General features: G+C 71.3%; 17 protein-coding genes and 3 pseudogenes. 9 read left to right on the top strand and 11 right to left on the bottom strand.

Annotated elements, in window-relative coordinates; translation table 11 throughout:
* Nucleotides 1-266: 266 nt before the first annotated feature.
* Nucleotides 267-443, bottom strand: a pseudogene (locus ACWCRD_RS40450) (transposase); the annotation flags it as partial.
* A gap of 287 nt (nucleotides 444-730) precedes the next feature.
* Here ACWCRD_RS40450 and ACWCRD_RS40455 point away from each other — a divergent pair.
* The 5 genes from ACWCRD_RS40455 (at nucleotide 731) to ACWCRD_RS40475 (ending at nucleotide 7,699) form a co-directional block, all read left to right on the top strand.
* The gene (locus tag ACWCRD_RS40455; RefSeq protein WP_450970665.1) at nucleotides 731-4,741 is read left to right on the top strand and encodes an nSTAND1 domain-containing NTPase; all 4,011 of its coding nucleotides are present in this window, start codon (nucleotides 731-733) and stop codon (nucleotides 4,739-4,741) included.
* Between the two features lie 218 nt (nucleotides 4,742-4,959).
* The gene (locus ACWCRD_RS40460) at nucleotides 4,960-5,613 is read left to right on the top strand and encodes a hypothetical protein (RefSeq protein ID WP_450970666.1); all 654 of its coding nucleotides are present in this window, start codon (nucleotides 4,960-4,962) and stop codon (nucleotides 5,611-5,613) included.
* Between the two features lie 18 nt (nucleotides 5,614-5,631).
* The gene (locus ACWCRD_RS40465; protein WP_450970667.1) at nucleotides 5,632-6,534 is read left to right on the top strand and encodes a glycine betaine ABC transporter substrate-binding protein; all 903 of its coding nucleotides are present in this window, start codon (nucleotides 5,632-5,634) and stop codon (nucleotides 6,532-6,534) included.
* 34 nt (nucleotides 6,535-6,568) lie between these two features.
* Nucleotides 6,569-6,928 carry a hypothetical protein gene (locus ACWCRD_RS40470; RefSeq protein ID WP_450970668.1) on the top strand — a complete coding sequence of 120 codons (360 nt, stop codon included), beginning with the start codon at nucleotides 6,569-6,571 and terminating at the stop codon, nucleotides 6,926-6,928.
* Nucleotides 6,929-7,243: 315 nt separating this feature from the next.
* Complete coding sequence (locus ACWCRD_RS40475) at nucleotides 7,244-7,699, top strand: exo-rhamnogalacturonan lyase family protein (RefSeq protein ID WP_450970669.1); 456 nt, start codon at nucleotides 7,244-7,246, stop codon at nucleotides 7,697-7,699.
* 49 nt (nucleotides 7,700-7,748) lie between these two features.
* Here ACWCRD_RS40475 and hutU read toward each other — a convergent pair.
* The 9 genes and pseudogenes from hutU to xylB form a co-directional block, all read right to left on the bottom strand.
* Nucleotides 7,749-8,945: pseudogene (gene hutU, locus ACWCRD_RS40480) on the bottom strand (urocanate hydratase); the annotation flags it as partial.
* A 27-nt stretch (nucleotides 8,946-8,972) separates the two neighbouring features.
* Entirely contained in the window at nucleotides 8,973-10,496 is a 1,524-nt protein-coding gene (gene adh / locus ACWCRD_RS40485) for an aldehyde dehydrogenase (protein ID WP_450970670.1), read from the bottom strand.
* Nucleotides 10,497-10,690: 194 nt separating this feature from the next.
* Entirely contained in the window at nucleotides 10,691-12,022 is a 1,332-nt protein-coding gene (locus ACWCRD_RS40490; protein WP_450970671.1) for a GAF domain-containing protein, read from the bottom strand.
* Nucleotides 12,023-12,131: 109 nt separating this feature from the next.
* On the bottom strand, nucleotides 12,132-12,731 hold the full coding sequence (locus ACWCRD_RS40495; protein WP_450970672.1) for an N-acetylmuramoyl-L-alanine amidase: 600 nt from the start codon (nucleotides 12,729-12,731) through the stop codon (nucleotides 12,132-12,134).
* Between the two features lie 29 nt (nucleotides 12,732-12,760).
* Nucleotides 12,761-13,774, bottom strand: coding sequence for an acetamidase/formamidase family protein (locus ACWCRD_RS40500; protein ID WP_450970673.1), 1,014 nt, complete (start codon nucleotides 13,772-13,774; stop codon nucleotides 12,761-12,763).
* A complete protein-coding gene (locus ACWCRD_RS40505) occupies nucleotides 13,771-15,261 on the bottom strand; it encodes an APC family permease (RefSeq protein ID WP_450970674.1) in 1,491 nt (496 codons plus the stop codon). The genes ACWCRD_RS40500 and ACWCRD_RS40505 overlap by 4 nt, the downstream gene beginning before the upstream one ends.
* Before the next feature lie 182 nt (nucleotides 15,262-15,443).
* Nucleotides 15,444-15,986 (bottom strand): FABP family protein, encoded by a 543-nt coding sequence (locus ACWCRD_RS40510; RefSeq protein ID WP_450970675.1) that lies wholly within the window; start codon nucleotides 15,984-15,986, stop codon nucleotides 15,444-15,446.
* 261 nt (nucleotides 15,987-16,247) lie between these two features.
* Complete coding sequence (locus ACWCRD_RS40515) at nucleotides 16,248-17,456, bottom strand: ROK family protein (protein ID WP_450970676.1); 1,209 nt, start codon at nucleotides 17,454-17,456, stop codon at nucleotides 16,248-16,250.
* Nucleotides 17,457-17,466: 10 nt separating this feature from the next.
* Nucleotides 17,467-18,909, bottom strand: coding sequence for a xylulokinase (gene xylB, locus ACWCRD_RS40520; RefSeq protein ID WP_450970677.1), 1,443 nt, complete (start codon nucleotides 18,907-18,909; stop codon nucleotides 17,467-17,469).
* Nucleotides 18,910-19,105: 196 nt separating this feature from the next.
* Here xylB and xylA point away from each other — a divergent pair, with 196 nt between their 5' ends.
* From xylA to ACWCRD_RS40540, 4 genes are all read left to right on the top strand, one after another.
* Complete coding sequence (xylA, locus tag ACWCRD_RS40525; RefSeq protein WP_450970678.1) at nucleotides 19,106-20,272, top strand: xylose isomerase; 1,167 nt, start codon at nucleotides 19,106-19,108, stop codon at nucleotides 20,270-20,272.
* Between the two features lie 166 nt (nucleotides 20,273-20,438).
* A complete protein-coding gene (locus ACWCRD_RS40530) occupies nucleotides 20,439-20,849 on the top strand; it encodes a hypothetical protein (RefSeq protein WP_450970679.1) in 411 nt (136 codons plus the stop codon).
* A gap of 106 nt (nucleotides 20,850-20,955) precedes the next feature.
* The gene (locus ACWCRD_RS40535) at nucleotides 20,956-21,276 is read left to right on the top strand and encodes a DUF6191 domain-containing protein (RefSeq protein ID WP_450970680.1); all 321 of its coding nucleotides are present in this window, start codon (nucleotides 20,956-20,958) and stop codon (nucleotides 21,274-21,276) included.
* 303 nt (nucleotides 21,277-21,579) lie between these two features.
* Entirely contained in the window at nucleotides 21,580-22,110 is a 531-nt protein-coding gene (locus ACWCRD_RS40540) for a hypothetical protein (protein ID WP_450970681.1), read from the top strand.
* A gap of 699 nt (nucleotides 22,111-22,809) precedes the next feature.
* Here ACWCRD_RS40540 and ACWCRD_RS40545 read toward each other — a convergent pair.
* Nucleotides 22,810-23,494: pseudogene (locus ACWCRD_RS40545) on the bottom strand (hypothetical protein); the annotation flags it as partial.

Genomic DNA, 23,494 nt, shown 5'->3' on the forward strand with positions numbered 1-23,494 from the left:
TCTGCTGGTGGTACAGGCGTCACACGTCGCTGACCTGCGTAAAACGTGGCTACATGTGGCTCGTTGGAGCCGTCGGCCCGGGAATGGTCCGGATCTTGTTCTCTGTGAGACGGGCCTGGTTATCTGTCGACACCGCATCCCTCGGCTCGTGGACTGCTTCAATCGGATGTGTCGGCCCGTCGAGTGCTCGCTGGGGGCGAGGGCACGGAGGGCGGACCCCAGAAGCCGGTGGTGCGGCTGGTGCAGAGGAGGGTGCGGACTCCTCCCGAGGCCCTGCCAGGGCGCCGGCCGTTGTCGATGTCGCCCTGGCGCAACCACTTCGACAACGTGACCGGATGGATGCCGAGGTCAACGGCGGTCTGCTGCTGTTCTTTTCCTGCCCGCACCAACGCGATGGCGCGGGCGCGGAACTCAGCGGGGTAGGCGCGGGGCCTGTCCGGCAGCCTTTCGTGAAGGCCGTCAGTTAGCCAGCAGAACTGGAACCTGAGAGGTGGGGCAGGTCAAACCTGTCACCCAAAGCTGCACCAGACCCCCCTCGTCCTGCTCGCGCGAGCACGACCGCACCATCTGAACGATCACGCAACGGCGTGGATCCATTACTGGCAAAGACTTGAGATATTCCTTGAACTATCAAGCTGTCATGACATACTCACCTCCTGCATGCGATCACCCCGGCTGGTTTGCGAGAGTGAATGTTTGTGAATGTGAGAAGCCGAGTGCGGGAGCGGCCGTGAGCAGCCGACAGCGGGGACGCCCCGAGCGGCTGCTCGATCCCGACGCGGGGCCGGTGCAGCGCTTCGCCCACGAGCTGCGGTCACTGCGCGCGCGGGCCGGCTCCCCGTCGTACCGGACGATGTCCGAACAGGCCCGCGTCTCGGTGGCCGCCCTGTCGCGGGCGGCCTCGGGCGAGCGGCTGCCGTCGGTGGCGGTCGTGCGCGCGTACGCACGGGCCTGCGGAGCCGATCCGGACGAGTGGGAGAGCCGGCTGGCAGCGGTCGACGACGTCGCGGCCCGCGAAACCGAGGGCGGCGAGTCACCGTACAAAGGACTCGCCCAGTTCGAACCGGCCGACCAGGAGCTGTTCTTCGGCCGGGACGAGCTCGCAGAGGACACGGTGAGGCTGATGAAGGAGCACCTGTTCGCGGTGCTCGTCGGCGCATCCGGCAGCGGCAAGTCCTCCCTGCTGCGGGCCGGCGTGCTGCCCCGCCTGGAGAAGGTCGTCCAGGCGGCAGGCTGCGCGGCGGAGCTCTGGCTGATCACACCCGGCGCGCGGCCGGCCGCCACGCACAGCCGGCTGCTGGCGCCGGGGCCGGACGAGCCGCACCGCATCGTCGTGGTCGACCAGTTCGAGGAGATCTTCACGCTCTGCCGCGACCGGGCCGAACGCTGGCTGTTCGTCGAGCAGTTGCTCGCCGCCAAGGACTCGGGCGGCCGGCTGCGCGTGGTCGTGGCGGTGGGCGCCGGCTACCACGGCCGGTGCGCCGAACACCCAGGCCTCGCCGAGGCACTGCGGCACACGAGCCTGACGGTCGGCCCGATGACCCGGGAAGAACTGAGGGACGCCATCGTCAAGCCCGCCACGGCGGCCGGCTTGCGGGTCGAGCGGGAGCTCACCGCCCGCATCGTCGAGGAGGTGTACGACCAGCCCGGCGCGCTGCCGCTGCTCTCGCACGCCCTGCGCGAGACCTGGCGCCGCAGACGCAGCGGAGTGCTGACGCTCGCTGCCTACGAGCAGGCGGGCGGCGTCCACGGAGCGATCGCCGCGGCGGCCGAGGAGGTCTACGGCGGCCTGTCGCCCGACCAGACCGGCACCGCCCGCCGGCTCCTGCTCGCCCTCATCGCCCCCGGCGACGGCACACCCGACAGCCGCCGCCCGGTCAGACGGGCCGACCTGCGCGAATGGCCCGACCCCGAGGTGCCCTTCGTCCTCGAACGGCTCTCCCGGGCCCGGCTCGTCACCGTGGACGAGAAGAACGTCGAACTCGCCCACGAGGCCCTCATCACCGGCTGGCCCCGGCTGCAGTGCTGGCTCGAGGAGAACCGCGAGCGGCTGCGCATGCACCGCCACCTCACCGAGGCCGCCCGCAACTGGCACGAGCACGGCCGCGACCCCGGCACCCTGTACCGGGGGATCAACCTCGCCGTGGCCGACGTGCTGTTCACCCGCGAACGGCAGGACGACGACCTCGCCGCACGGGAGCGCGCCTTCCTCAGCGCCTCTCGGGTGGCCCACCGCATGGAGCGCTGGACAACCGCCCAGGTGCAGCGCCGCATGCGAAGACTCGTCGTGGCGCTCATCTGCGTCGTGTGCGGGGTCCTGGTCGCCGGGCAGATCGCCTGGCACGAGAGCGACATGGCGAAGAGGGAGCGCAGCCTGGCCGGAGCCCGCCGGGCCGCCGGCCTCGTCGGCGGGGAACGGGTGACCGATCCCCGCACCAGGGCCCTGCTCAGCATCGCCGCCTGGCGGCTCGCCCCGCTGCCCGAGAGCCGCGCCGCCCTCTTCGACGCCCTCGCCGAACCCGAACGCGACGCCTTCACCGACCCCGACCAGAACGACGAGACCCGCGACTTCCTCGCCGACTCCGGGCGCACCCTGCTCGGCGTCGGCGGCAGCCGGTGGTCGGCCTGGGACGTGGCCACACATCGCCGTACCGGATCGGGACGCCTGCCGGACCGTGCGGTGACCGCGGTCAGCCTCGACGGGCGGACCCTCGCCCTGGCCGGTACTGACGGTGACAGCGCCTCCCGGCTGTGGCGGCTGCCGGCGGGGACGGAGGACCCCGTCGGGTATCACGCGGCGGCCGACTCGGAGCTCGGCGTCGGTGCGTACGTCGTGAACGGCCCCGATCCGATGGCGCAGTTGAGCGCGTTCACGGACGACCCGGTGGTGCTGGAGCGTTCCGCCGCAGGTGCCGCCGGTGCCATGGATGTCGTCGTGCCGAGCGCGGACGGGCGCCTGGCGGCCGTGTGCGCGCAGGACCAGCCGCTCATGCTGCGGGACATCGTCCGCCACCGCACGGTCATCGGCGCCTGGCAGGACTCGTCGGCGGTGGACTGCTCGTCCGCCGCCCCCGTCTTCGACCATGCCGGGACGCGCTTCGCGGCGGTCTCCGGCGCTGCGATACGCGTCTGGGACACGGCCTCGGGCCGGCAGCTCGCGGACATCGCCCAACCCGGAGTGTCCCATCTCGCGTTCACCCCGGACGGGCGGTTCCTCGCGGTGGCCGGCCCGGACGGGACGACGGCCTGGCGCATATCGGCGGCGGAAGCACCGGTGTTCCGCCACGCCCCCTCCGACGGGCCCATCACCGCCCTCGCCTGGGATCCGGACGGCCCGACCCTGCGCTACCTGACCGGCGGCACCGTGCACTCCCTCGACCTCTCGGTGCCCCTCACCTCTCCGTGGCTCGAACGGCCGCTGGCCCGCGAGACGTTCAGCCCGGACGGCCGTCTGCTGGCCGCCGCCGAACGGCACGGCGACCACTACCTCTTCAGCCTGCGCGACACCCGGACGGGGCGTGTCCTCGCCCGGCTGCCCTCACTCGCGGCAACCGACGGCCGGAGTGGGGCCGGGGGCGCCGGGCCGCTGATGACCTTCAGTCCGGACGAGCGGGACTTCGCCTACGGCCTGGGTGAGCCGGAAGCGTCCGGCGCGCGGTTCGTCGTATGGAATGTGACAGATCACCGAGTGCGGGCGGTCCTTCAGCCTGGCGGATCGTCCCCGGTCCGCTCCATCGCGCTCACCCCGGGCGGCGGGAAACTGCTCCTCTCCCGGGCGACGGCCACCGGCTCGCCCACCGGCGAGGTGTGGAACACCGCCCGCGGAACGCGGACCGACCGGCCCGAAGCCCTGACCGCAACCCTGAAGTCCGCCCTGGCCTCCGGTTTCACCGGCCCCGCCTCCGCGCTGCCGTTCGGCCTGGACACCGACGTGCCGCCCGGCCCGGACGGCGACGCGGAGGTTCTCGCTCTCAGCCCCGACGGCGTCCACCTCGCCACCGGTGGCGGCTTCGGCAGCGTCACGGTCTGGCACGGCCGTACCGAACGCCACCGGGAGGCCGTCATCCCTCCCGTCGCCGGAGTGGCCGGCGACGGAGCGATCGGCGCCCGGGTCACCGCGCTCGCCTTCAGCTCCGACGGCCGCACCCTCGCGGTGGGTTACGCCTCCGGCGCGCTCCGGCTGTGGGACACCGCCACCCGGCAGCCTCTCGGTGGCAGCCTCACCACGCCCGGCGAGGCGATCCGCTCGCTCGCCTTCGACGGGCACGGGGACTCCGTCCACGCCAGCAGCGCCCACGTCCCTGTCCAGCGGTACGCGGTCGGACCCTCGCAGGTCGTCACCCAGCTCTGTGCGCGCGCCGGCCGCAACCTGACCGCCGACGAATGGCGGACCTACCTCTCCGATGTGCCCTACCGGCGCCTGTGCGCCGTGTCCGGTACCGCCGACCCGGTCGCGGAAGCCGGCCCCGACCCAGTAGCGGAAGTCGGCCCCGCCCCAGCCGCTTCGCCGAAGCCGACCGGGACTCCGGCGCCGGCGCGCACCACCTCGTCGCCGCCCGTCGCTCGGCGGCACGTGTCCCGGAAGCCCGGCGCGTCCGCGCACGGCATCGTGACGCCCGAGGCCGTGCCGCCTCCCGGAGCACGGCGCGAAGCCGCGCCTCCCCCGGCCGACAAGGCACATCCGCGCTCCAGGCCACGGAAGACCGCACACCGGCCGCTCGTAGGAAAGGCCCCCGGTTAATGGAGCGTGAACGGGTTGCAACGTGTCCCGTTTCCGTCCCCCGAAGGGTTGTTTACGCCTCTGAACTGCATTGATAGACAAATCCGAGGCGCCAAGAGTGGGGCTCACCCGGTTCGCTGCACCCCCCGGTCAGTGAAACCGGCGGGCAGCCGACGGCGACCCCGTCGGCTGCCCGGAAGCAGACCGCCCGCTTCATCCCCCGCTCACTGGAGTCAACGATGGCATTCGCCCGCCGCAAGACCTCCTCCTCGTCCCCCAGGCGCACCCTCCGCACCGCCGGAGCCGTCGCGGCCCTCGCCCTCGGCGCCTCGCTGATGGCCGCTCCGCAGGCCTCCGCCGCCGACAGCCCCACCACGAAGCAGCTGCTGGACGCGTGTGGCCACAGCACGGACCTCTGCGAGTTCCACGCCACCGCCTACTGGACCTACACCGGTCCCAAGCACCTGGTCGGCCACACCGCCTACAACTGCGGGAGCCTGACCAACACGGTGTCCGTCGGCGGGTCGGACACGACCGGCTCGACCAACACCTTCGGCATCTCGATCAGCGCCGAGTACAAGTGGTTCGAGACGTTCTCCACCGAGATCACGGCCAGCTACAGCCACAGCTGGGTGGCCTCGCACACCGACATCGTGACCGACACCGTCAACATCAAGCCCGGCTGGAAGGGCTGGATAGAGCGCGGCACCTCCAAGCAGCAGGCCAAGGGCTGGTACGAGCTGCACTTCGGCAAGCGCTACTACGGCCACTACATCTGGTACATCAACAACTACCAGTCGGCCGGCTTCAACAACGACCAGCCCAATAAGGGCTATGTCAACTTCAGGGACGCGCAGATGACCTCGGGCGAGCGCGGCGCCCACTGCCAGTGAGTTAGGACGGACAACAGCATGTGGCGCTCCGCGACCTCCGCGACCTCCGCGACCCGCTCCCGGCTCCGGCTCGCTGCCGCCACCGTATGCTCGCTGGTCCTCCTGACCGGCTGTGCGGCGGGGGCGACGAGCAAGCCCGACACCGCATACGCGGACGCTGTCGGACCGACGGTGATCGGCACCGACACCTCGGCGGAGAGCCGGGTGGTGGCGGCCATGTACGGCGAACTCCTCACCGGGGCCGGGCAGAAGGTGCGGATGGTGACGACGAGCTACGCCTCGCCCTCCGCCACCGCCAAGGCCGTGGTGGCGGGCAGGATCGGGCTGGCTCCGGCGTACGAGAGCACCCTGCTGCGCACATTCCCGGGCGGGGACACCCTGCCCGGGAACGTGTCGACGACGCTGAGCATGGCGCTGCCGGTGGGCATCACCGCCCTGCCCCCGGCCGCGGCCGACCGAGGTGTCGTCCTCGCGGTCACCAAGGCCACCGCCCGGGCCCATGACCTGCACAGCCTCGCCGACCTCCCCAAGGCCGGCAGCCGCCTCACCCTCGGCGGCGCCGCCTCGAAGGACCCCGACGCCCCGACACCCTCGTCACTGAAGAAGGCGTACGGCGTCACTCTCACCACCGCCGGCACCTCGGCCACCGCCGACGTACTGGCCCTGCGCAGCACGGACCCGTCCCTCACCAAGGGCAAGCTGGAGGTGCTGACCGATCCCGAAGCCGTCATCCCGCCCGAGCACGTCTTCCCTCTCATCCAGGCCCCGTACGCGGGCCTGGCCGCGAGAAAAGCCCTGGCCCGAGTCAACTCGGCGCTGACGACAGAGCAGTTGGCCGCGCTCGCCTCCTCCGTAGACGCGGGCGAATCCCCCGCGAAGGCGGCGCGGACCTGGCTGCGCTCCAAAGGGCTGCTCAGCTGATCCCTCTTCACCCGAACAGAACGGTGACAGTGAAATGCGTGACGTCAGAAGGAAGTTCGCCGTAGCCGCGCTCACGGCGGCCGCCGTCCTCGGCGGCCTGGCCCTCCCCACAACGGCCAGCGCCGACGGGGTCCCCGCCGTGCAGATCACGGTTTGCAACGACTCGAACTCGAACCTGCGGTTCTGGGTCAAGGGCTACAACCAGTTCAACGAGTGGGACGACTCCCCGGTCTGGGACGCCTACGCCCACACCTGCGCCACCATGTGGGACTACTGGTGGAAGAAGAACTCCTCGGTCGAACTCCACTACCAGTTCGGCAGCGGCGCCTGGAACTGGAAACAGCAGTACGTCCCCAAGACGAAGGCCAGGACGACGACGTTCCACATGTCGTAGACCGCATGGGCGGGACTCGAAAGGGTCCCGCCCCCCTGCTCGTCGAGACGGCATGGGCGGAAACCCGTACGGAGATGAGCACCGCACGCATGCCCGAGCGCGCCTCCCGGTCCACCGCGGAGAACACCCCTCACGGACCGATCCGCAGGGACCCGCCATGTCGAACGCCTCCCGCGCTTCCCTCTCCGACGGCTGCGCCGACTACTCGCGCTATTTTGAGGGACTCTGTCGGGAATCTTGAGGATGGGCAGTTGGCGATCGTGACGTTGCGTCAGGCTCGTTGACCGTTCTGCCGATGCTCCCCAGGAGCCTGATATGTCCCTCCAGTCTCGCCCCGGAGCCGAGATCCCGCCGCTGACCGTGCGGGTCGCCCGGGCCAGCAACCCCCACGGCACCACCTCGATGTGGATCCGCGACCGCCTTGACGGCCTGTGGAACGATGAGGACTTCACCGCCTGGTACCCGCGCGACGGTCGCCCCGGGCTCTCGCCCGCGCAGTTGGTCACCGTCTGCGTTCTGCAGTACGTGATGAACTTGTCGGACCGCCAGGCCGGGCCATGTGGGCCCTCGTTGGCGAGGAGGCGCCGGCGCAGCTTCACCGCGAGCGACGGCTATCCGGATGCGAGCACCTCATGGACGACCACGAAGGTCAACGGTCCCACCGTGCTCAACGCCGGGACCGACGCCCCCTGGATCAGCAGCAACTCCACGGCGCTGTACGGTCTCGCGGCCATCCAGGACCTCGCCCTGGTCGGTGACGCACTGAGTTGAGCCCAGGCCCGCGCCTGAGCGGTGCGGGCCTGCGATGCGCTTCCGGGGATCAGACGCCATCGCGCATAGGCATCCGGACGCCCCGCTCGTCGGCGACCGTCTCCGCGATGTCGTAGCCGGCGTCGACGTGGCGGATGACGCCCATGCCGGGGTCGTTGGTCAGCACGCGGCGCAGCTTCTCGCCGGCGAGTGCGGTGCCGTCGGCGACGGAGACCTGGCCGGCGTGGATGGAGCGCCCCATGCCGACGCCGCCGCCGTGGTGGATGGAGACCCAGGACGCGCCGGAGGCCACGTTGACCATGGCGTTGAGCAGCGGCCAGTCGGCGATCGCGTCGGACCCGTCGAGCATGGCTTCGGTCTCGCGGTACGGGGAGGCGACGGAGCCCGAGTCGAGGTGGTCGCGGCCGATGGCGAGCGGGGCGGCCAGCTCTCCGCTCGCCACCATGTCGTTGAAGCGCTCACCGGCCTTGTCTCGCTCGCCGTAGCCGAGCCAGCAGATCCGGGCGGGCAGGCCCTGGAAGTGGACGCGCTCGCCGGCCATCTTGATCCAGCGCGCGAGGGACTCGTTCTCCGGGAAGAGCTCCAGGATCGCCTTGTCGGTCTTGTGGATGTCGGAGGCCTCACCCGACAGCGCGGCCCAGCGGAAGGGCCCCTTGCCCTCGCTGAACAGCGGCCGGATATAGGCAGGCACGAAGCCGGGGAAGGCGAACGCCCGGTCGTACCCGGCGAGCTGGGCCTCGCCCCGGATCGAGTTGCCGTAGTCGAAGACCTCGGCGCCGGCGTCCATGAAGCCGACCATGGCCTCGACGTGGCGGGCCATCGACTCACGGGCGCGGGTGGTGAAGCCCGCCGGGTCCTTGGCTGCGGCGTCGGCCATGTCGTCGAAGTCGACGCCGATGGGGAGGTAGGCGAGGGGGTCGTGGGCCGAGGTCTGGTCGGTCACGATGTCGATGGGGGCGCCCTCGGCGAGCATCTGCGGGAGCAGTTCGGCCGCGGTGCCGAGCAGGCCGATCGACAGAGGCCGGCGGGCGTCCCGGGCCTCCACCGCCAGCTGCAGGGCGTGCTGCAGCGAGTCCGCGCGCACGTCGAGGTAGCGGTGCTCGATACGGCGCTCGATGGCGCGCGGGTCGACGTCGATACAGATCGCGACGCCGTCGTTCATCGTCACGGCGAGCGGCTGGGCGCCGCCCATCCCGCCGAGGCCGGCGGTGAGGGTGATCGTCCCGGTGAGCGCGAGCCTGCCGTGCCGGTTGGTGCGGTAGCCGGTGACGGTCTAGAAGAACCCAAGCTTCTTCGGACTGTATGAAACAAGAAGGTTCTTGGTCTGCTGGTAGTGCTCCAGCATCATCTTGTGCGTCTCGCGCCCGATCCCGGACTGCTTGTAGCCTCCGAACGCCGCGTGCGCCGGGTAGGCGTGGTAGCAGTTCGTCCAGACGCGGCCCGCCTGGATCGCCCGGCCCGCCCGGTACGCGGTGTTGATGTCCCGCGTCCATACGCCCGCACCGAGGCCGTACAGCGTGTCGTTGGCGATCTTGATGGCGTCGTCGAAGTCGTCGAAGGACGTCACGGAGACCACCGGGCCGAAGATCTCCTCCTGGAAGATCCGCATGCGGTTGTCACCTTCGAAGATGGTGGGCTGGACGTAGTAGCCGCCCTTCAACTCGCCGTCGTATTCGAGGCGTTCACCGCCGGTGAGGACCCGGGCGCCTTCCTGGCGGCCGATGTCGAGGTAGGAGAGGATCTTCTCCAGCTGGTCGTTGGAGGCCTGGGCGCCGATCATCGTGTCGGTGTCGAGGGGGTGCCCGGGCTTGATCAGCTCGGTGCGGGCGACCGCCGCCTCGATGAACTCGGCGTAGTTGCCGCGCTGCACGAGCGCCCGGGACGGGCAGGTGCACACCTCGCCCTGGTTGAGCGCGAACATGGTGAAGCCCTCGAGGGCCTTGTCGCGGAAGTCGTCGTCGTGCGCCCAGACGTCGTCGAAGAAGATGTTGGGCGACTTGCCGCCGAGCTCCAGGGTGACCGGCTTGATGTTCTCCGAGGCGTACTGCATGATCAGCTGGCCTGTCGTGGTCTCACCGGTGAACGCCACCTTCGCCACCCGCGGGCTGGACGCGAGCGGCTTGCCCGCCTCCACGCCGAAGCCGTTGACGATGTTCACCACGCCCGGCGGCAGCAGGTCCGCGATCAGACTCATCCAGTAGTGGATGGACGCCGGGGTCTGCTCGGCGGGCTTGATGACGACCGCATTGCCCGCGGCGAGGGCCGGGGCGAGCTTCCACACCGCCATCAGGATCGGGAAGTTCCACGGGATGATCTGCGCGACGACGCCGAGCGGCTCGTGGAAGTGGTACGCCACGGTGTCGTCGTCGACCTCGCCGAGCGAGCCCTCCTGGGCGCGGATCGCGCCGGCGAAGTAGCGGAAGTGGTCGATGGCGAGAGGGATGTCGGCGGCCAGCGTCTCACGCACCGGCTTGCCGTTCTCCCAGCTCTCGGCGACCGCCAGCTTCTCGAGGTTCGCCTCCATCCGGTCGGCGATCTTCAGCAGGATGGCGGAGCGCTCGGTCACCGAGGTGCGGCCCCACCCGGGGGCGGCCGCGTGCGCCGCGTCCAGCGCCCGCTCCACGTCCTCCGCCGTGCCGCGCGCGATCTCCGTGAACGGCTGCCCGTTCACCGGCGACGGGTTCTCGAAGTACTGTCCGCCGGCCGGCGGCACGTACTCGCCCCCGATGAAGTGGTCGTAGCGCGCCTGGTAGGAGACGATCGCGCCCTCAGTGCCGGGCGCCGCGTAACGGGTCATGCTGCTCTGCCTCCCTCGAAGCGCTGCCCGCCGTTGGGCAGCTCCCGTCGGGAGGCTAGGGACGGCGACGTTGCAACTACGTTGCCGCGAGCGCCCCGGGGATCCGAGCGTGGCGTACGCCGGTGCGGCTCCCCGGCGGTCGACGGTTGAGCTGCCGGGGCGCGGGGCGCGGTCAGTGCCGTGCGGCGGCAGCGCTACGTCGGCGTGGTTCCTCGGCGGCCGGCGGTTGCGGGCCAGGTGGCCGGTGCGGTCAACTCGCCCTCCAGCGCGGCCAGTCGGGCCCGCACCGTCGCCGTCGGCCGGAGCACGGCGAGTGCCCGCCACACGTCGAGGTCGTCCTCGCCCCACGGCGCATGCGCCCAGTCGGCCAGCAGGTCGGGGTCGCAGCGGGTGATCAATGCCGTACGCAGGGCGTCGGCGAGTCGGTGTCTGAGCCGCACCACCGCCGGGGCCTGGGAGCCGGGCAGTAGCGGACCCGTGTACGCCGCGGCGGCCGCCGTGACCGCTCCGGACTCCAGCCGCCGCTCGACGACGGCCACGTCGCACTCGACGGGCACGGTCAGCCGGTACGGTCGCGAGGCCAGCAGCCCCGGGCCCAGCACCCTGCGCAGCCGGGCCAGTTCGGCGCGCAGCGTCACCGGCGTCACCGACTCGTCCTCGTACAGCGCGCACAGCAGCTCGTCACCGGTCAGCCCCTCCGGATGACGGGCCAGCAGGACGAGGATCTCGCTGTGCCGACGGCTGAGCCTGATCCTGCGCCCGCCGGTGAGAAGGTACGCCTCGTCCCGGCCCAGCGCCGTCAACTCGGACGTGTCGGCGGCGGGCCGCTCCGGCGTGAGCAGCGCCAGCTGTGACTCGGCGGCGCGCGCGACCGCCTGCACGAAGCCCAGGCTGTGCGGATGCGCGAGACCATCACCGCCGGTGATGTCCACGGCGCCGAGCACCCGCCCGGTGCGCGGATCGTGTACCGGAGCGGCCGCGCACGTCCAGGGCTGCACCTGCCGGATGAAGTGCTCGGCCGCGAAGACCTGCACCGGCCGGTCGACGGCGACCGCGGTCCCCGGCGCGTTGGTGCCCATCGCCGTCTCCGCCCACCGGGCACCCGGCACGAAGTTCATCCGCCCCGCACTGCGCCGGGTGGCCGGATGCCCCTCGACCCACAGCAGCCTGCCGCCCGCGTCGCACACCGCGAGCAGATGCTCCCCGTCGGCCGCGAACGTCCCCATCAGCTCACGGAACAGCGGCATCACCCGCGCCAGCGGATGCTCGGCCCGGTAGGCGCCGAGGTCTCCGTCCACCAGCTCCACGCTCGCCGTGCCGTCGGGCCCCACGCCGGCCCGGGCGGAGCGCCGCCACGACTCGGCCACCACCGAACGCACCGGACGCGCCACCGTGCCCGCCTCGGTGAACGTCTCGTGCGCGCGACGCAGCATCCGCGCGTGCTCGGCAGGGTCGGCCCCCGGCTCCAGGGCCACCCACGGATCGGTCAACTCGGCCTCCCCGAGAGGTGATGCGGCTGAGGACATCGTCACTCCCGGTGCGCGCGCCGACAACCGTTTCGACCAGGTCACCCGAATGGCGGCCCGTCCACCGGGTCTACGGCATTCCCACCGGGCCCAACCGCCTCCGCCGCGGTCAGCCGACGGCGACGAGCTTCATGTAGCGCCTCCAGTCCCAGTGGCGTCCGGGGTCGGTGTGGTCGGTCCCCGGCACCTCGTAGTGCCCGATGATGTGGTCCCGGTCCTTGGGGATGCCGTACTTGGTGCAGATCGCCGCGGTGAGTTTGGCCGACTGTTCGTACAGGGCGTCGGTGAAGTACGCGGGCCGGTCCACCCAGCCCTCGTGTTCGATGCCGATGCTGCGCGTGTTGTAGTCCCAGTCGCCCGAGTGCCAGGCGATGTCGGCCTCCCGCACGCACTGCGCCACATGCCCGTCCGCCGAGCGCACCAGGTAGTGCGCGGTCACCTTCTTCTCCGGGTTCTGGAAGATGGAGAGCGTCTTGGCGTACGTCTCCTGAGTGACATGGATGATCACGCAGTCGAGGGGATAGGACGCGGGACGGTCCGATGCCGTGTAGTTGGACCTGCTCGCAGGCTGCCAATCCGCGCCCGGGTAGTCGACGGCTTGGTCCTGCGCCCCGGCCCGCGCGTCGGGAAGTAACGCGTAAGGGACGGCGGCCAGGGCGGCGCCTTTGAGGAACCACCTTCTGGATGTGCTCGGTCCTGCCCGTTCCATGAAGCCGTGCCTTTCGAGGTGGGGGAGGCTCAGCCCCGCACAGTCGTCGCGATCTCGCGCAGCTGCGCGTGCACGCCGCGATGAGTCTCGCGCGCGGGCAGCCACTGTTTGCGGATCTTGGCCACGCAGGTGTAGTTGGTGTCGCACACATTGGCCAGCGGTGACTCGACCGCCTGGGTCGCGAACTGATAGGCGTCCAGCTCGCTGAAGCCGTAGTCGCGCACCAGCCACTGCACCAGGTCGAGCTGCGATATCCGGAACGCGTCCTCCAGCGGGCGGGCCGAGCCCGTCGAGATGATGTGCGTGTCCGACTCGATGCGCGGCCACGGCGTGGCGAGCCCCTTGAGCAGTTCCACGATCACCACGGTGTTCATCGCACACTCGACGGCGACCCCGCAGGTCTCGCCCTCGCCCTGGCGAGCATGCCCGTCGCCGAGGCTGAGCAGCGCGCCCTCCACATTCACCCCGAGGTAGCAGGTGACGCCGGCCCTCATCTCGGGCGTGTCCATGTTGCCGCCGTGCGCGTCGGGCACCAGGGCCGAGCGGACCTCGAGGTTGGCGGGGGCCACGCCCACGGTGCCGTGCATCGGGTCCATGGGCAGCTCGGCCTCGATGTCACTGTCGTGCGCCCGGAACAGCGCAGTGCGGCGGGCGCGGTCGAGTTGCCAGATCCACACCGTCTCCGGCAGCGCCGGCTGGAGTGTCGCCGTGGTGTGCGTGGAGGTGAGCGCGCCGAACAGCGGGACCGTGGTGGACGCGGCCCAGTCGCGGGCCGGTTCGACGGACACGAAGTGCACGGCGATGGTGTCGCCCGGTTGAGCGCCCTCGACGTAGAACGGCCCGGTCTGCGGATTGAGGAAGGGGAACTCGCACACCTCGGACACCAGATCCTTCTCGGACCGCACCCGCCCGGCGAAGCAGTCCTCGGTGTACAGGTCGAGGACGGTGCCGGGCGCGATGCGCGCCACGGGCGGTGCGCCGCCGAACGTCCAGGCGTACTCGCCCGGCTCGGGCCGGACGGTCAGGATGCGGGGGTCGCTCATCGGCGTACTGCTCCGTTCTGCGCAGGATCGGTGGGGGAGGGGTCGTCCAGGTGGACACGGGCGGTCTCGGACATCCGCTCGGGATGGCGCCGCATCAGCACCAGCAGCACCACGACGCCGGCAGCCATCCACACGGCGACGATCGGTCCGGCGTACGACACCGGTGCGGTCAGCTCAGTGACGAAGTCGAAGGCGGGCAGGCCCGCCGCCGTCAGCAGCGCGGGCACGAACGCGACGATGCCGAGCAACGGCAGCAAAAGATGCCGTACCGGTTTGAGCAACTCCCGTCTGCGGCGCAGGAAATAGCCGGCGCAGGCGAGGTCGACGACGATGTAGACGCCGATCACGACGGTGACGATCACCGTGGCGAGCAGCAGGAAGGCCGTCACCGGGTCGTAGCCGAAGCCGAGCCCCAGCACGGCACCGACCGCCACCACGCTCTGCACGGCGATTCCGACGACGGGGGAGCGGTATCTGGGGTGGAGCGCGGCGAGAACGCCGGGCAGGACGCGGATGCGGGCCAGGGCGTAGGCGGTCCGGGTGGAGACGTTGGCGCACGCGTTGGCGTTGGCGATCGTCGAGTTCACCACGGCCAGGAACACCAGCACCCAGAACAGGCCGAACGACGCCCGTGCCACGCCCTCCCAGGACGCGGCGCCGGAGGCCCCGAACTTCGCGAACCGGTCCGGTCCGAAGTACACCGTCATGGCGTAGGTCGTGACCACGTAGAGGAGGCCGATCCCGAGCGCCGAACCGAGCACTGCCCGGTGCATGGTGCGGCGCGGGTTGCGGGTCTCCTCGGCGAGCGGCGCCGCGGCCTCGAACCCGGCGAAGGCCAGCACCGTGTACACCGACCCGGCAAAAACCCCGCTGACCCCTTGGTAGCCCTCGGCCGTGTGCGAAGTGCCGAACACCGAAAGGGTGTTGTGCGCTCCCGCCCTGCCGATCAGCCAGACGGCGAACACCAGGAAGACCAGAACCTCGAAGATGCCCAGGACGGTGCCGAAGCGGGCCGAGGCACGCACCCCGAAGTACCCGGCGGCCGCGATGATCGCCGCACCAGCGAGCGCCCAGGGCCACCACAGGTCTGCCGGATACGAGGACCACTCCTGGTGCAGTGTGCCCGCCGTGGTGAAGCCGAGCTGAAGAAGCAGCAGCGGCGGCACCAGTGCCTCCACGAACACATAGCCCCAGCCGACGAGGAAGCCGACCGCCGGATGCAGGCCCTGCGCCGCATACGTCGACACCGAGCCCGCCGCGGGGAGCTCACGCGCCAGCTCGGCCACGCAGGACGCGGTGAACAGACAGGCCACCAGCGCGATCAGAACGGCCAGGGGCAGACTCCCGCCGGCGAAGGCCGCACCCGACGGGATGGACGCAGCGACGGCGGCGGCCGGCGCCATCGCCGTGATGCTCTGGAACAGCACCTCGCGCAGCCCGATCGCGTCACGCCGGAGACCTGCGTCCGCCGCCACATCCCCCGACATGTGAATCCCCCTCAACCCACGCCGACTTGCCCGACACCTCCCGACCCGGCGGGAGTGCTTCGCGTGAATCACGGTACGGCGCTTGCGTGTTGGGCAGAAGGGCGCAGCGTGCTTCGGTGGACGACGGCGCGAATGTGGAAAACCCGGCCACCCGTAGGGGTGAAGCCGACGGTTGAAGCGATCTACTGCGTACGCCCCAGGCTTGCCGAAAGATGGTGCTGCAACGGCCGGCCGACCGCCGCGAGGTCGAAGGCGAAGGTGAGGGTGGCGTCGTCGGCGAGGGTGTAGCGGCGTCGGGTGGCGGTGACCTCCTTCGCGGTGGGGGTGAGTGCCACGTTGTGGGTGGAGAGGTCCACCGTGCCCTTGCCCGCCTGACCGACGGCGATCTCCGCAATCCCCGTGGGCTGGGTGATCAGCGCCTCCACCCGGCCGTCGGGCTGAAGCCGCCACCAGCCGCTCTCCCGGGCCGCCGGACGCAGCGGCGCGTCCTCGGCATCGAGGAGCCAGGCCCGGGCCTCATAGCGGAGGAAGGGGCGCCCGTCATGGCTGAAGACGACCTCCTGACCGTACGCGAAGTCCCCGTCGAGCGTCGGGTAGCCGCCCTCGCCCCGGCCCCGCCATGTGCCCAGGAGACCGAGCACTGGCGCGAGCAGCGGATGCGGTGCGGGCGGTGCGTCCGGCCGCTGGCTGTCGGGGTACGGGTGTTCAGCTGCGGGGTCGAACATCGCTGCGCTCCTCGGGTCGTGCCGGTGCCGGGGAAAGCCTAGGGCGGGTGCGGGGTGCTGATCCGCAACAACGGCGCGGGTGCGGGGGTCAGGCTCGTTGAGCGTCGCTGTGGGCGCGGGGAGCAGCCTCGTTCGGCCACCGCTGTGGCTGCCGGGATCAGGCTCGTTCAGCCGCCGCTGCGGTTGCCGGGATCAGGCCCGTTCAGCCACCGCTGCGGTTGCCGCGATCACCCCGTTCAGCCACCGCTGCCGGTGCCGCCATCAGGTCCGTTCGGCCACCGCCGCGGGGTCGTCCAGCACAGCTCGGACCACCGAGTGCGCCGCCCCCAGAAGCGGCCCCTCCGGGCCCAGCCGGGACACGGACACCGGACAGGCCGGGCCCGCGGTACGTCGGTCCAACTCGGCCTCCAGCGACGGCAGCAGCCACGGCGCGAGCCCGGCCAGGGCGCCGCCCAGCACCACGCTCTCGGGGTCCAGCAGATTGACCGCCCCGGTCAGCGCGATGCCGAGCGCCCTGCCCGCGTCGCGCAGCGCACCCCGTACGGCCTCGTCGCCCACGGCGGCCCGGCCCGCCAGCAGCCCGACACGGTCCTCGCCCGGCTCCAGGCCCGCCGCACGCAGCACCGCCTCCTCACCGGCGTACTGCTCCAGACAGCCGCGCCCGCCGCACGCGCACACGGGCCCCTCCGGCTGCACCGGCACATGCCCCAACTCGCCCGCGAAACCACGCGTTCCCCGCAGCAGTCCGCCGGACACGACGACCGCCGCGCCGATACCGATCTCCGCCGACACATGCAGGAAGTCGTGTGGGGTGCGCTCGCCGAGCCAGAGTTCGGCGAGCGCACCGAAGTTCGCCTCGTTGTCGACGGTCAGCGGGATGTCGGTGGGCAGCAGCGCCCCGATGTCGGTGTCGTGCCAGTCCAGGTTCGGGGCGCGCACGACGGTGCGGGCGTCGCGCGCCACCAGACCCGGCACGGCCACCGCGAGGCCCGCGGGCCACAGCCCCTCGCGCTCCGCCTCGGCGACCACCCGGCGTACCAGCGCGGTGAGTTCCTCGGTCACCGGCTCGGGCAAGCGGCCGCGGTTGGCGCCGTGTCGCACGGCACGCGCGCGTACCTGTCCGCGCAGGTCGACCGCGCAGACCGCGAGGTGGTCCACACCGATCTCGGCGCCGATGCCGGCGGGGCCGTGCCCGCTGACGGCGAGCGCCGAACCGGGACGGCCCACGCGTCCGGGCCGCTCGGGGCCCAGCTCCTCGAGCAGTCCGGTGCGTATGAGCTCGTCGACGAGGGTCGACACCGCTGCCCGGGTCAGCCCGATGCGAGAGGCCACGGCGGCACGGGAGAGCGGACCCTCGGCGCTGACGGTGTGCATCACCCGGGCCAGGTTGCGGCGGCGCATGCCCTGCTGGGTGTCGGGCAGCACCCGCCCAGGGCCGGCCGGGTGGACCTCGTGCAGCGGTGCTGTCATGCCCCCGTCCTCAGCTGTCGGTGCTCCGCTCCAGCAGCGGGGCCGCGTCGGAGAGTACCCCGGCGATCCTCGCCAGCGTCGCCTCGTCCCGCTCCACGGCCTCAAGCACCGGGCCCGCGGCGGTGTTCCAGCGCCGGGCGACCGCGGCCGGATCCTCCCCGGTGAGCAGGCCGGCCGCCTGCGCCGCGGCGCCCAGCGCGACCAGCTCCTTGGCCTGGGGCACCTGGACCGGACGGCCCGACAGGCGGCGTACGGTCTGCTGCCAGGCCGTGCCCCGGGCGCCGCCCCCGATCAGCAGCAGCGGGACCGAGCGGTCCGCGTCCTCGTCGAGGACCAGGTCGAGTGCGCCGAGCAGCGAGTGCACGGCCCCGTCGTAGGCGGCCTGCAGGAGCTGGCCGCCGGTGGTGTCGTGCCGCAGTCCGTGGAGCAGGCCGGAGGCGCCGGGCAGGTTGGGGGTGCGCTCGCCGTCCAGATAGGGCAGGAGCGTGACGGCGGTGGTCGGCTCGACGGCCTCGCGGTCCAGGCCCAGCAGTGTGGCGACGCGGTCTACGGCGAGCGTGCAGTTCAGGGTGCAGGCCAGCGGCAGCCAGTCGCCGTGGGCGTCCGCGAAGCCCGCCACCGTGCCGGTCGGGTCGGCCGGGCGCCGCTTGGAGACCGCGTACACCGTGCCCGACGTGCCCAGGCTGAGCACCGGGGTGCCGGGACGCAGCCCGAGGCCCAGCGCCGCGGCGGCGTTGTCACCCGTCCCCGGAGCGACCAGGGTGCCCTTGGAGAACGGCAGGTCGTGGCTGTCGCGCACGGTGCCGGCCACCTCGCCGGGCCGGACCACCCGGGGCAGCAGCGAAAGGTCGAGCCCCACGTGCGCGAGGGTCTCCTCGTCGTAGGACTCCGTCCCCGAAGCCCACCAGCCGGTGCCTGAGACATCGCCGCGGTCGGTCGTGCCCTGCCCGGTCAGCCGCTCGGTGAGGTAGTCGTGGGGCAGGCGCACCGCCCTGGTCGCGCGGACCGCCTCCGGCTCGTTCTCGGCCAGCCACGCCCACTTGGTGACCGTGAAGGACGGTCCGGGCACACTTCCGGTGCGCTCCGCCCAGGCCTTCGGGCCGCCCAGCTCCTCGACCAGGCGGCGGGCCTGCGGCGCCGAGCGCACGTCGTTCCACAGCAGCGCCGGGCGGACCGGCTCACCCCGCTCGTCCAGCGTGACCAGACCGTGCTGCTGTCCGCCGATGGAGACCGCGGCGGCCTCGTGCGCCGCGTCACCGCACTGGTCGAGGGCCTGGCACAGGGCGTCCCACCACTGGCGCGGGTCGCTCTCGCGGCCGGCCCCGGAGGAGACGGTGTGCGGCGCCTGGCCGCTCGCGACGACCTGACCGGTGGCCGCGTCGACGACGAGCGCCTTGGTGGACTGGGTGGACGTGTCCACGCCGACGACGAGCGGACCCTCGGCTGCTGACATCGGGCTCTCCCTTTTTTCCGCGGCTCTGCGGGCTCTGACCTGCTGGTTCGAGCGTTCCCGGGCCCTGGCGGCCCGGAACCTCACCCCTTCGGGGACATCTTGTCCCTTCCCAGGGATGCGTCCGCATACTAATTTGTAAACCGCCATGACGAAATAGTCGTAAGGCAACGGTCGCAAACGAGCAAGGAGCCGCGGCATGAGCTACCAGCCCACCCCCGAGGACAGGTTCACCTTCGGCCTGTGGACCGTCGGCTGGCAGGGAAGGGACCCGTTCGGCGACGCCACGCGGCGTGCCCTCGACCCGGTCGAGACGGTGCAGCGCCTGAGCGAGCTCGGCGCGTACGGCGTCACCTTCCACGACGACGATCTGATCCCATTCGGGTCCTCCGACACCGAGCGCGAGTCGCACATCAAGCGGTTCCGCCAGGCCCTCGACGCAACCGGCATGACCGTGCCGATGGCCACCACCAACCTCTTCACCCACCCCGTCTTCAAGGACGGCGCGTTCACCGCGAACGACCGCGAGGTGCGCCGCTACGCCCTGCGCAAGACCATCCGCAACATCGACCTCGCGGCCGAGCTCGGCGCGAGGACGTACGTCGCCTGGGGCGGCCGCGAGGGCGCCGAGTCCGGCGCAGCCAAGGACGTACGTGTCGCCCTCGACCGCATGAAGGAGGCCTTCGACCTCCTCGGCGAGTACGTCACCTCCCAGGGCTACGACCTGAAGTTCGCCATCGAGCCCAAGCCGAACGAGCCCCGCGGCGACATCCTGCTGCCCACCGTCGGCCACGCCCTCGCCTTCATCGAGCGCCTGGAGCGCCCGGAGCTGTACGGCGTCAACCCCGAGGTCGGCCACGAGCAGATGGCCGGGCTGAACTTCCCGCACGGCATCGCTCAGGCCCTGTGGGCCGGGAAGCTCTTCCACATCGACCTCAACGGACAGTCCGGCATCAAGTACGACCAGGACCTGCGCTTCGGCGCCGGTGACCTGCGTGCCGCGTTCTGGCTGGTGGACCTCCTGGAAAGCGCCGGTTACGAGGGTCCGAAGCACTTCGACTTCAAGCCGCCGCGGACCGAGGACCTCGACGGCGTGTGGGCCTCTGCCGCCGGCTGCATGCGCAACTACCTGATCCTCAAGGAGCGCGCGGCCGCCTTCCGCGCCGACCCGGAGGTCCAGGAGGCCCTGCGTGCCTCGCGCCTGGACCAGCTCGCCCAGCCGACCGCCGCCGACGGCCTCGAGGCCCTGCTCGCCGACCGCGGCGCCTTCGAGGACTTCGACGTCGAGGCGACCGCCGCGCGCGGGATGGCCTTCGAGCACCTCGACCAGCTGGCCATGGATCATCTGCTGGGGGCTCGCGGCTGAACGGCACGCGTGTGCGTGCGCGTGCGTGCTTGATCCGTGCGTGCACGCGCGCGTGCGAGCGATCCCCGCGTGGAATGCCCCGGAACGGTACGGTCCACGGCATGGGGCCGTATCAACTTCCGTGCGGGGGTCGCCGGCTGCCCGATGTGCGGCGACTCTGGACGGCATGGCCATACCGCCGGTACCGCCTCAACCGCCCGGACCGCCGGGTGACACCGCGCCGCCGGGCGGCGGGTTCGGACCACCTCCGGCCTACGGCGACCGGCAGCCGCCCCCACCGCCCGGGCGACGGCGCAATCCGCTCTTCGTCCTCCTGGTCGCCCTCGCGGCGGTCGCCGCAGTGGTCGCCGCCGTCCTGCTGGCCACCGGCAACGACGACTCGCCCGACAAGAAATCACCCAACGACACCAGTGCGAGCTCCGGCGGCACCTCGTCGCCGTCCCTGAGCATCCCGACAGAACTGCCGAGCGATTTGCCCAGCGGACTCCCGTCGAAGCTGCCCGGCGAACTGCCGAGCGGTGTCCCGAGCGACCTCCGATCGCTGATCCCCTCCCTGGGGGGCCTCGACCTGCCGTGACATGAGGCCGGGCACCGTGAGAAGTCACCACGCGATGCCAACGGCCAGGCGGTGAAGGCGAGTTCAGGGGGTGACGGGCCACCGACTCGACCCGGATACTGGGGACGTGCAATTCGTCTTCTTCATGACCCTGCCCGGGCTGGTCATCGTGCTGACCCTGCTGGCCTTCGTCGACCAGCTGCTGATGCGCGCGGGTCGGGCCGGAGTGCTGCCATGGCGGAACAGCGCACGTCAGGGGCAGATATCAGCGACCGGATTCGAACAACTGCATGCAAGCCTTTCCCCGGGCAAGCAGCACGAGCTGAAGGAACGGCAGTCGTCGCTGGTCTTGCCGGACAACGAGGATGACGGGGCCCCGCCGAACAGGACGACGGTGGACCTGACCGCGGGGACGGCGGTCGTACGGATGCCGCGCCCCGGGAAGTAGGAGCATCGCCCGACCGTCGAATGCGCACGCGCCGGGTTCGTCATCACACGGCATGTGGTGGATCGTCGTGTGGAACGTCTCCTCGTCGATCCATGTGCGCCCGGTGACCCGCGCCAGCGTGGCCGGAGCGCCGACCATGGGCGCGGAACATCGATGCCGTGGCCGGGCTGAGTCAGCGCGAGCGACTACGAGGCAACAACGAGCCCGCAACGGGTGGACGGCGACGCTGCAGCCACAAGTCGCTCGCCCTCTATCATCCCAGGCAGGGGGGCCTCAGGCGTTCCCCCGGGCAGGGGGCCAAGCGTGGGGCCGACCACTTCACGTCCGGTGCCGCGGCGCTTCGTCGGCGCCGTCGCGGTCGGCGTGGCCCTGGCCGCAACCTCGGGATGCACCGTTTCCCCCGACGCCGTCGCCGGCGTCTCTGTGACCGCCGACGGCCATCTGCTGGGCGTCATGATGGTCTGCGGACATCTGATCGACGGCGCAACCCTCTACGTGGACAGCGACGACGTCAACAAGCAGATGACGGTGGGCTCATGGACCGCCGACCGTCCCCTCGCGCCGGGCCTCGCCTCCTGGACCCTCGATGCTCCCGCCGCCGGCTGGACCACCACCACATCCCTCGCTCCGCTCACCGCCAAGACCACCTACGCGCTGTACGGCTGGACCAAGGACAACTCGTGGTCAGCCAGCAGCATCTCCTTCACCCCGGCCGACCGGGACCGGCTCATCCCAGGCCAGGTCCGCTACGCCCGCATTTCCGGCAACGGCGACGAATCCGCTATCACCGTCTCCATGGCGGACTTCAAAGCCAAGACCTGCCAGAAGACGTAACGCTGCGGCGCCTCCGGCCATGTCGTGACACTCACGTAGGACCGAGGCGACGAAAGTCGACGTGCCATTTCGTCGGTACGCCGACGGGCCGGTGGCCATATCTGATGGGTGGACGACCGATGCGGCGGGGCTGCCCGGCACCCTCAACCGCCCTGGTCGCTGCACTTGCGCAGTCCATGCCAAGGCTCTATAACGTCTCCAGCAGGTATCGGCGGGGATGGCCGGAAATGGCAGTTGCCGCCGACCAGGGGGGATCCTCGGCTCCGTCGCCATCGGCATCAATGCCCGCAGACCGACGGAGACCGAACCATGACCAACGACGCATATCGTGCTGCCCTGACCCGCCTGGCCGTCGACCCGGCCTTCCGTGCCGAACTCGACGGCGACACCGGTGAGGTGGCGCGAAGACTCGGCCTGTCGCCCGCCCAGGTCGCCGAACTCCGCTCCCTCCGCGTCGAGTCCGCCACCGACGGGGGACCGGCCGCTCTGGACCCACGGCTGTCCAAGTCGTCCCTGTTCTTCGGAAGTGCGGCGCACGCGCTGGCGCATCACGACATCACGCCTGACCACGCCGTGCCCGTCGACCACCAGGCCGCGGTGACGCACGAGGCCTCCACGACCCACGCCGTCCCGGCGGAGCAGGTCTCCGGCGACCACCGTGCCGGTGCTCCGGCCTCCACCGAGCACGGCTACGACCTGTCAACTCCCGCCGAGGGCCAGGAGGGCGCCGACGGCCCGGGCACGGCCGCCACCGGCGCCCACAGCCTGCTCGGCGGCCCCCTGCTGGACCGGTCCCCGGCCGAAGCGGCCGGCGAGCTGGACCAGGTCGGCGACTTCGGCGATTTCGGAGGGTTCGGCGAGCATGCCGGCGGCGCCGAGGGAGGCCTCGGTGATTTCGGCGCCGGGGGCGACGGTGGATTCGGCGGCGGCGAAGGGGACTTCGGCGGGTTCGGTGGCGGTGCGGATGGCGGGTTCGGCGGTGCCGGTGGCGGGTTCGGCGAGGGCGGCCTCGGTGACGGCGGCTTTGGTGACGGCGGTGCCGGTTCCGGTGGGTTCGGCGACCTCGGCGGCCATGGCGGCTTCGGCGGTGCCGGCGGGGAAGGCGGCGGGGACGCCGGTCACTTCGGCCACGGGGGCATCTACGACCGTGACGGCGGCGAAGGCGGCGGCGAGGGTGGCGGTGGTGGTGGCGGTGGTGGTGAGGGCGGTGGTGATCCGGAGAACACCAATCGCCCCAGTGGTGGCGGTGGCCATGGTGGTGGTGAGGGTGGCGGTGGTGGTGAGGGTGGTGGTGATCCGGAGAACACCAATCGCCCCAGTGGTGGCGGTGGCCATGGTGGTGGTGAGGGTGGCGGTGGTGGTGAGGGTGGTGGTGATCCGGAGA

This window comes from Streptomyces sp. NPDC002092 (genome assembly GCF_053593775.1).

Coding starts and splice junctions, on each gene's coding strand:
- ACWCRD_RS40460 (WP_450970666.1), top strand. CDS start 4,960: ATGGCATTCGCCCGCCGCAAGACCTCCTCCTCGTCCCCCAGGCGCACC.
- ACWCRD_RS40465 (WP_450970667.1), top strand. CDS start 5,632: ATGTGGCGCTCCGCGACCTCCGCGACCTCCGCGACCCGCTCCCGGCTC.
- ACWCRD_RS40470 (WP_450970668.1), top strand. CDS start 6,569: ATGCGTGACGTCAGAAGGAAGTTCGCCGTAGCCGCGCTCACGGCGGCC.
- ACWCRD_RS40475 (WP_450970669.1), top strand. CDS start 7,244: ATGTCCCTCCAGTCTCGCCCCGGAGCCGAGATCCCGCCGCTGACCGTG.
- adh (WP_450970670.1), bottom strand. CDS start 10,496: ATGACCCGTTACGCGGCGCCCGGCACTGAGGGCGCGATCGTCTCCTAC.
- ACWCRD_RS40490 (WP_450970671.1), bottom strand. CDS start 12,022: ATGTCCTCAGCCGCATCACCTCTCGGGGAGGCCGAGTTGACCGATCCG.
- ACWCRD_RS40495 (WP_450970672.1), bottom strand. CDS start 12,731: ATGGAACGGGCAGGACCGAGCACATCCAGAAGGTGGTTCCTCAAAGGC.
- ACWCRD_RS40500 (WP_450970673.1), bottom strand. CDS start 13,774: ATGAGCGACCCCCGCATCCTGACCGTCCGGCCCGAGCCGGGCGAGTAC.
- ACWCRD_RS40505 (WP_450970674.1), bottom strand. CDS start 15,261: ATGTCGGGGGATGTGGCGGCGGACGCAGGTCTCCGGCGTGACGCGATC.
- ACWCRD_RS40510 (WP_450970675.1), bottom strand. CDS start 15,986: ATGTTCGACCCCGCAGCTGAACACCCGTACCCCGACAGCCAGCGGCCG.
- ACWCRD_RS40515 (WP_450970676.1), bottom strand. CDS start 17,456: ATGACAGCACCGCTGCACGAGGTCCACCCGGCCGGCCCTGGGCGGGTG.
- xylB (WP_450970677.1), bottom strand. CDS start 18,909: ATGTCAGCAGCCGAGGGTCCGCTCGTCGTCGGCGTGGACACGTCCACC.
- xylA (WP_450970678.1), top strand. CDS start 19,106: ATGAGCTACCAGCCCACCCCCGAGGACAGGTTCACCTTCGGCCTGTGG.
- ACWCRD_RS40530 (WP_450970679.1), top strand. CDS start 20,439: ATGGCCATACCGCCGGTACCGCCTCAACCGCCCGGACCGCCGGGTGAC.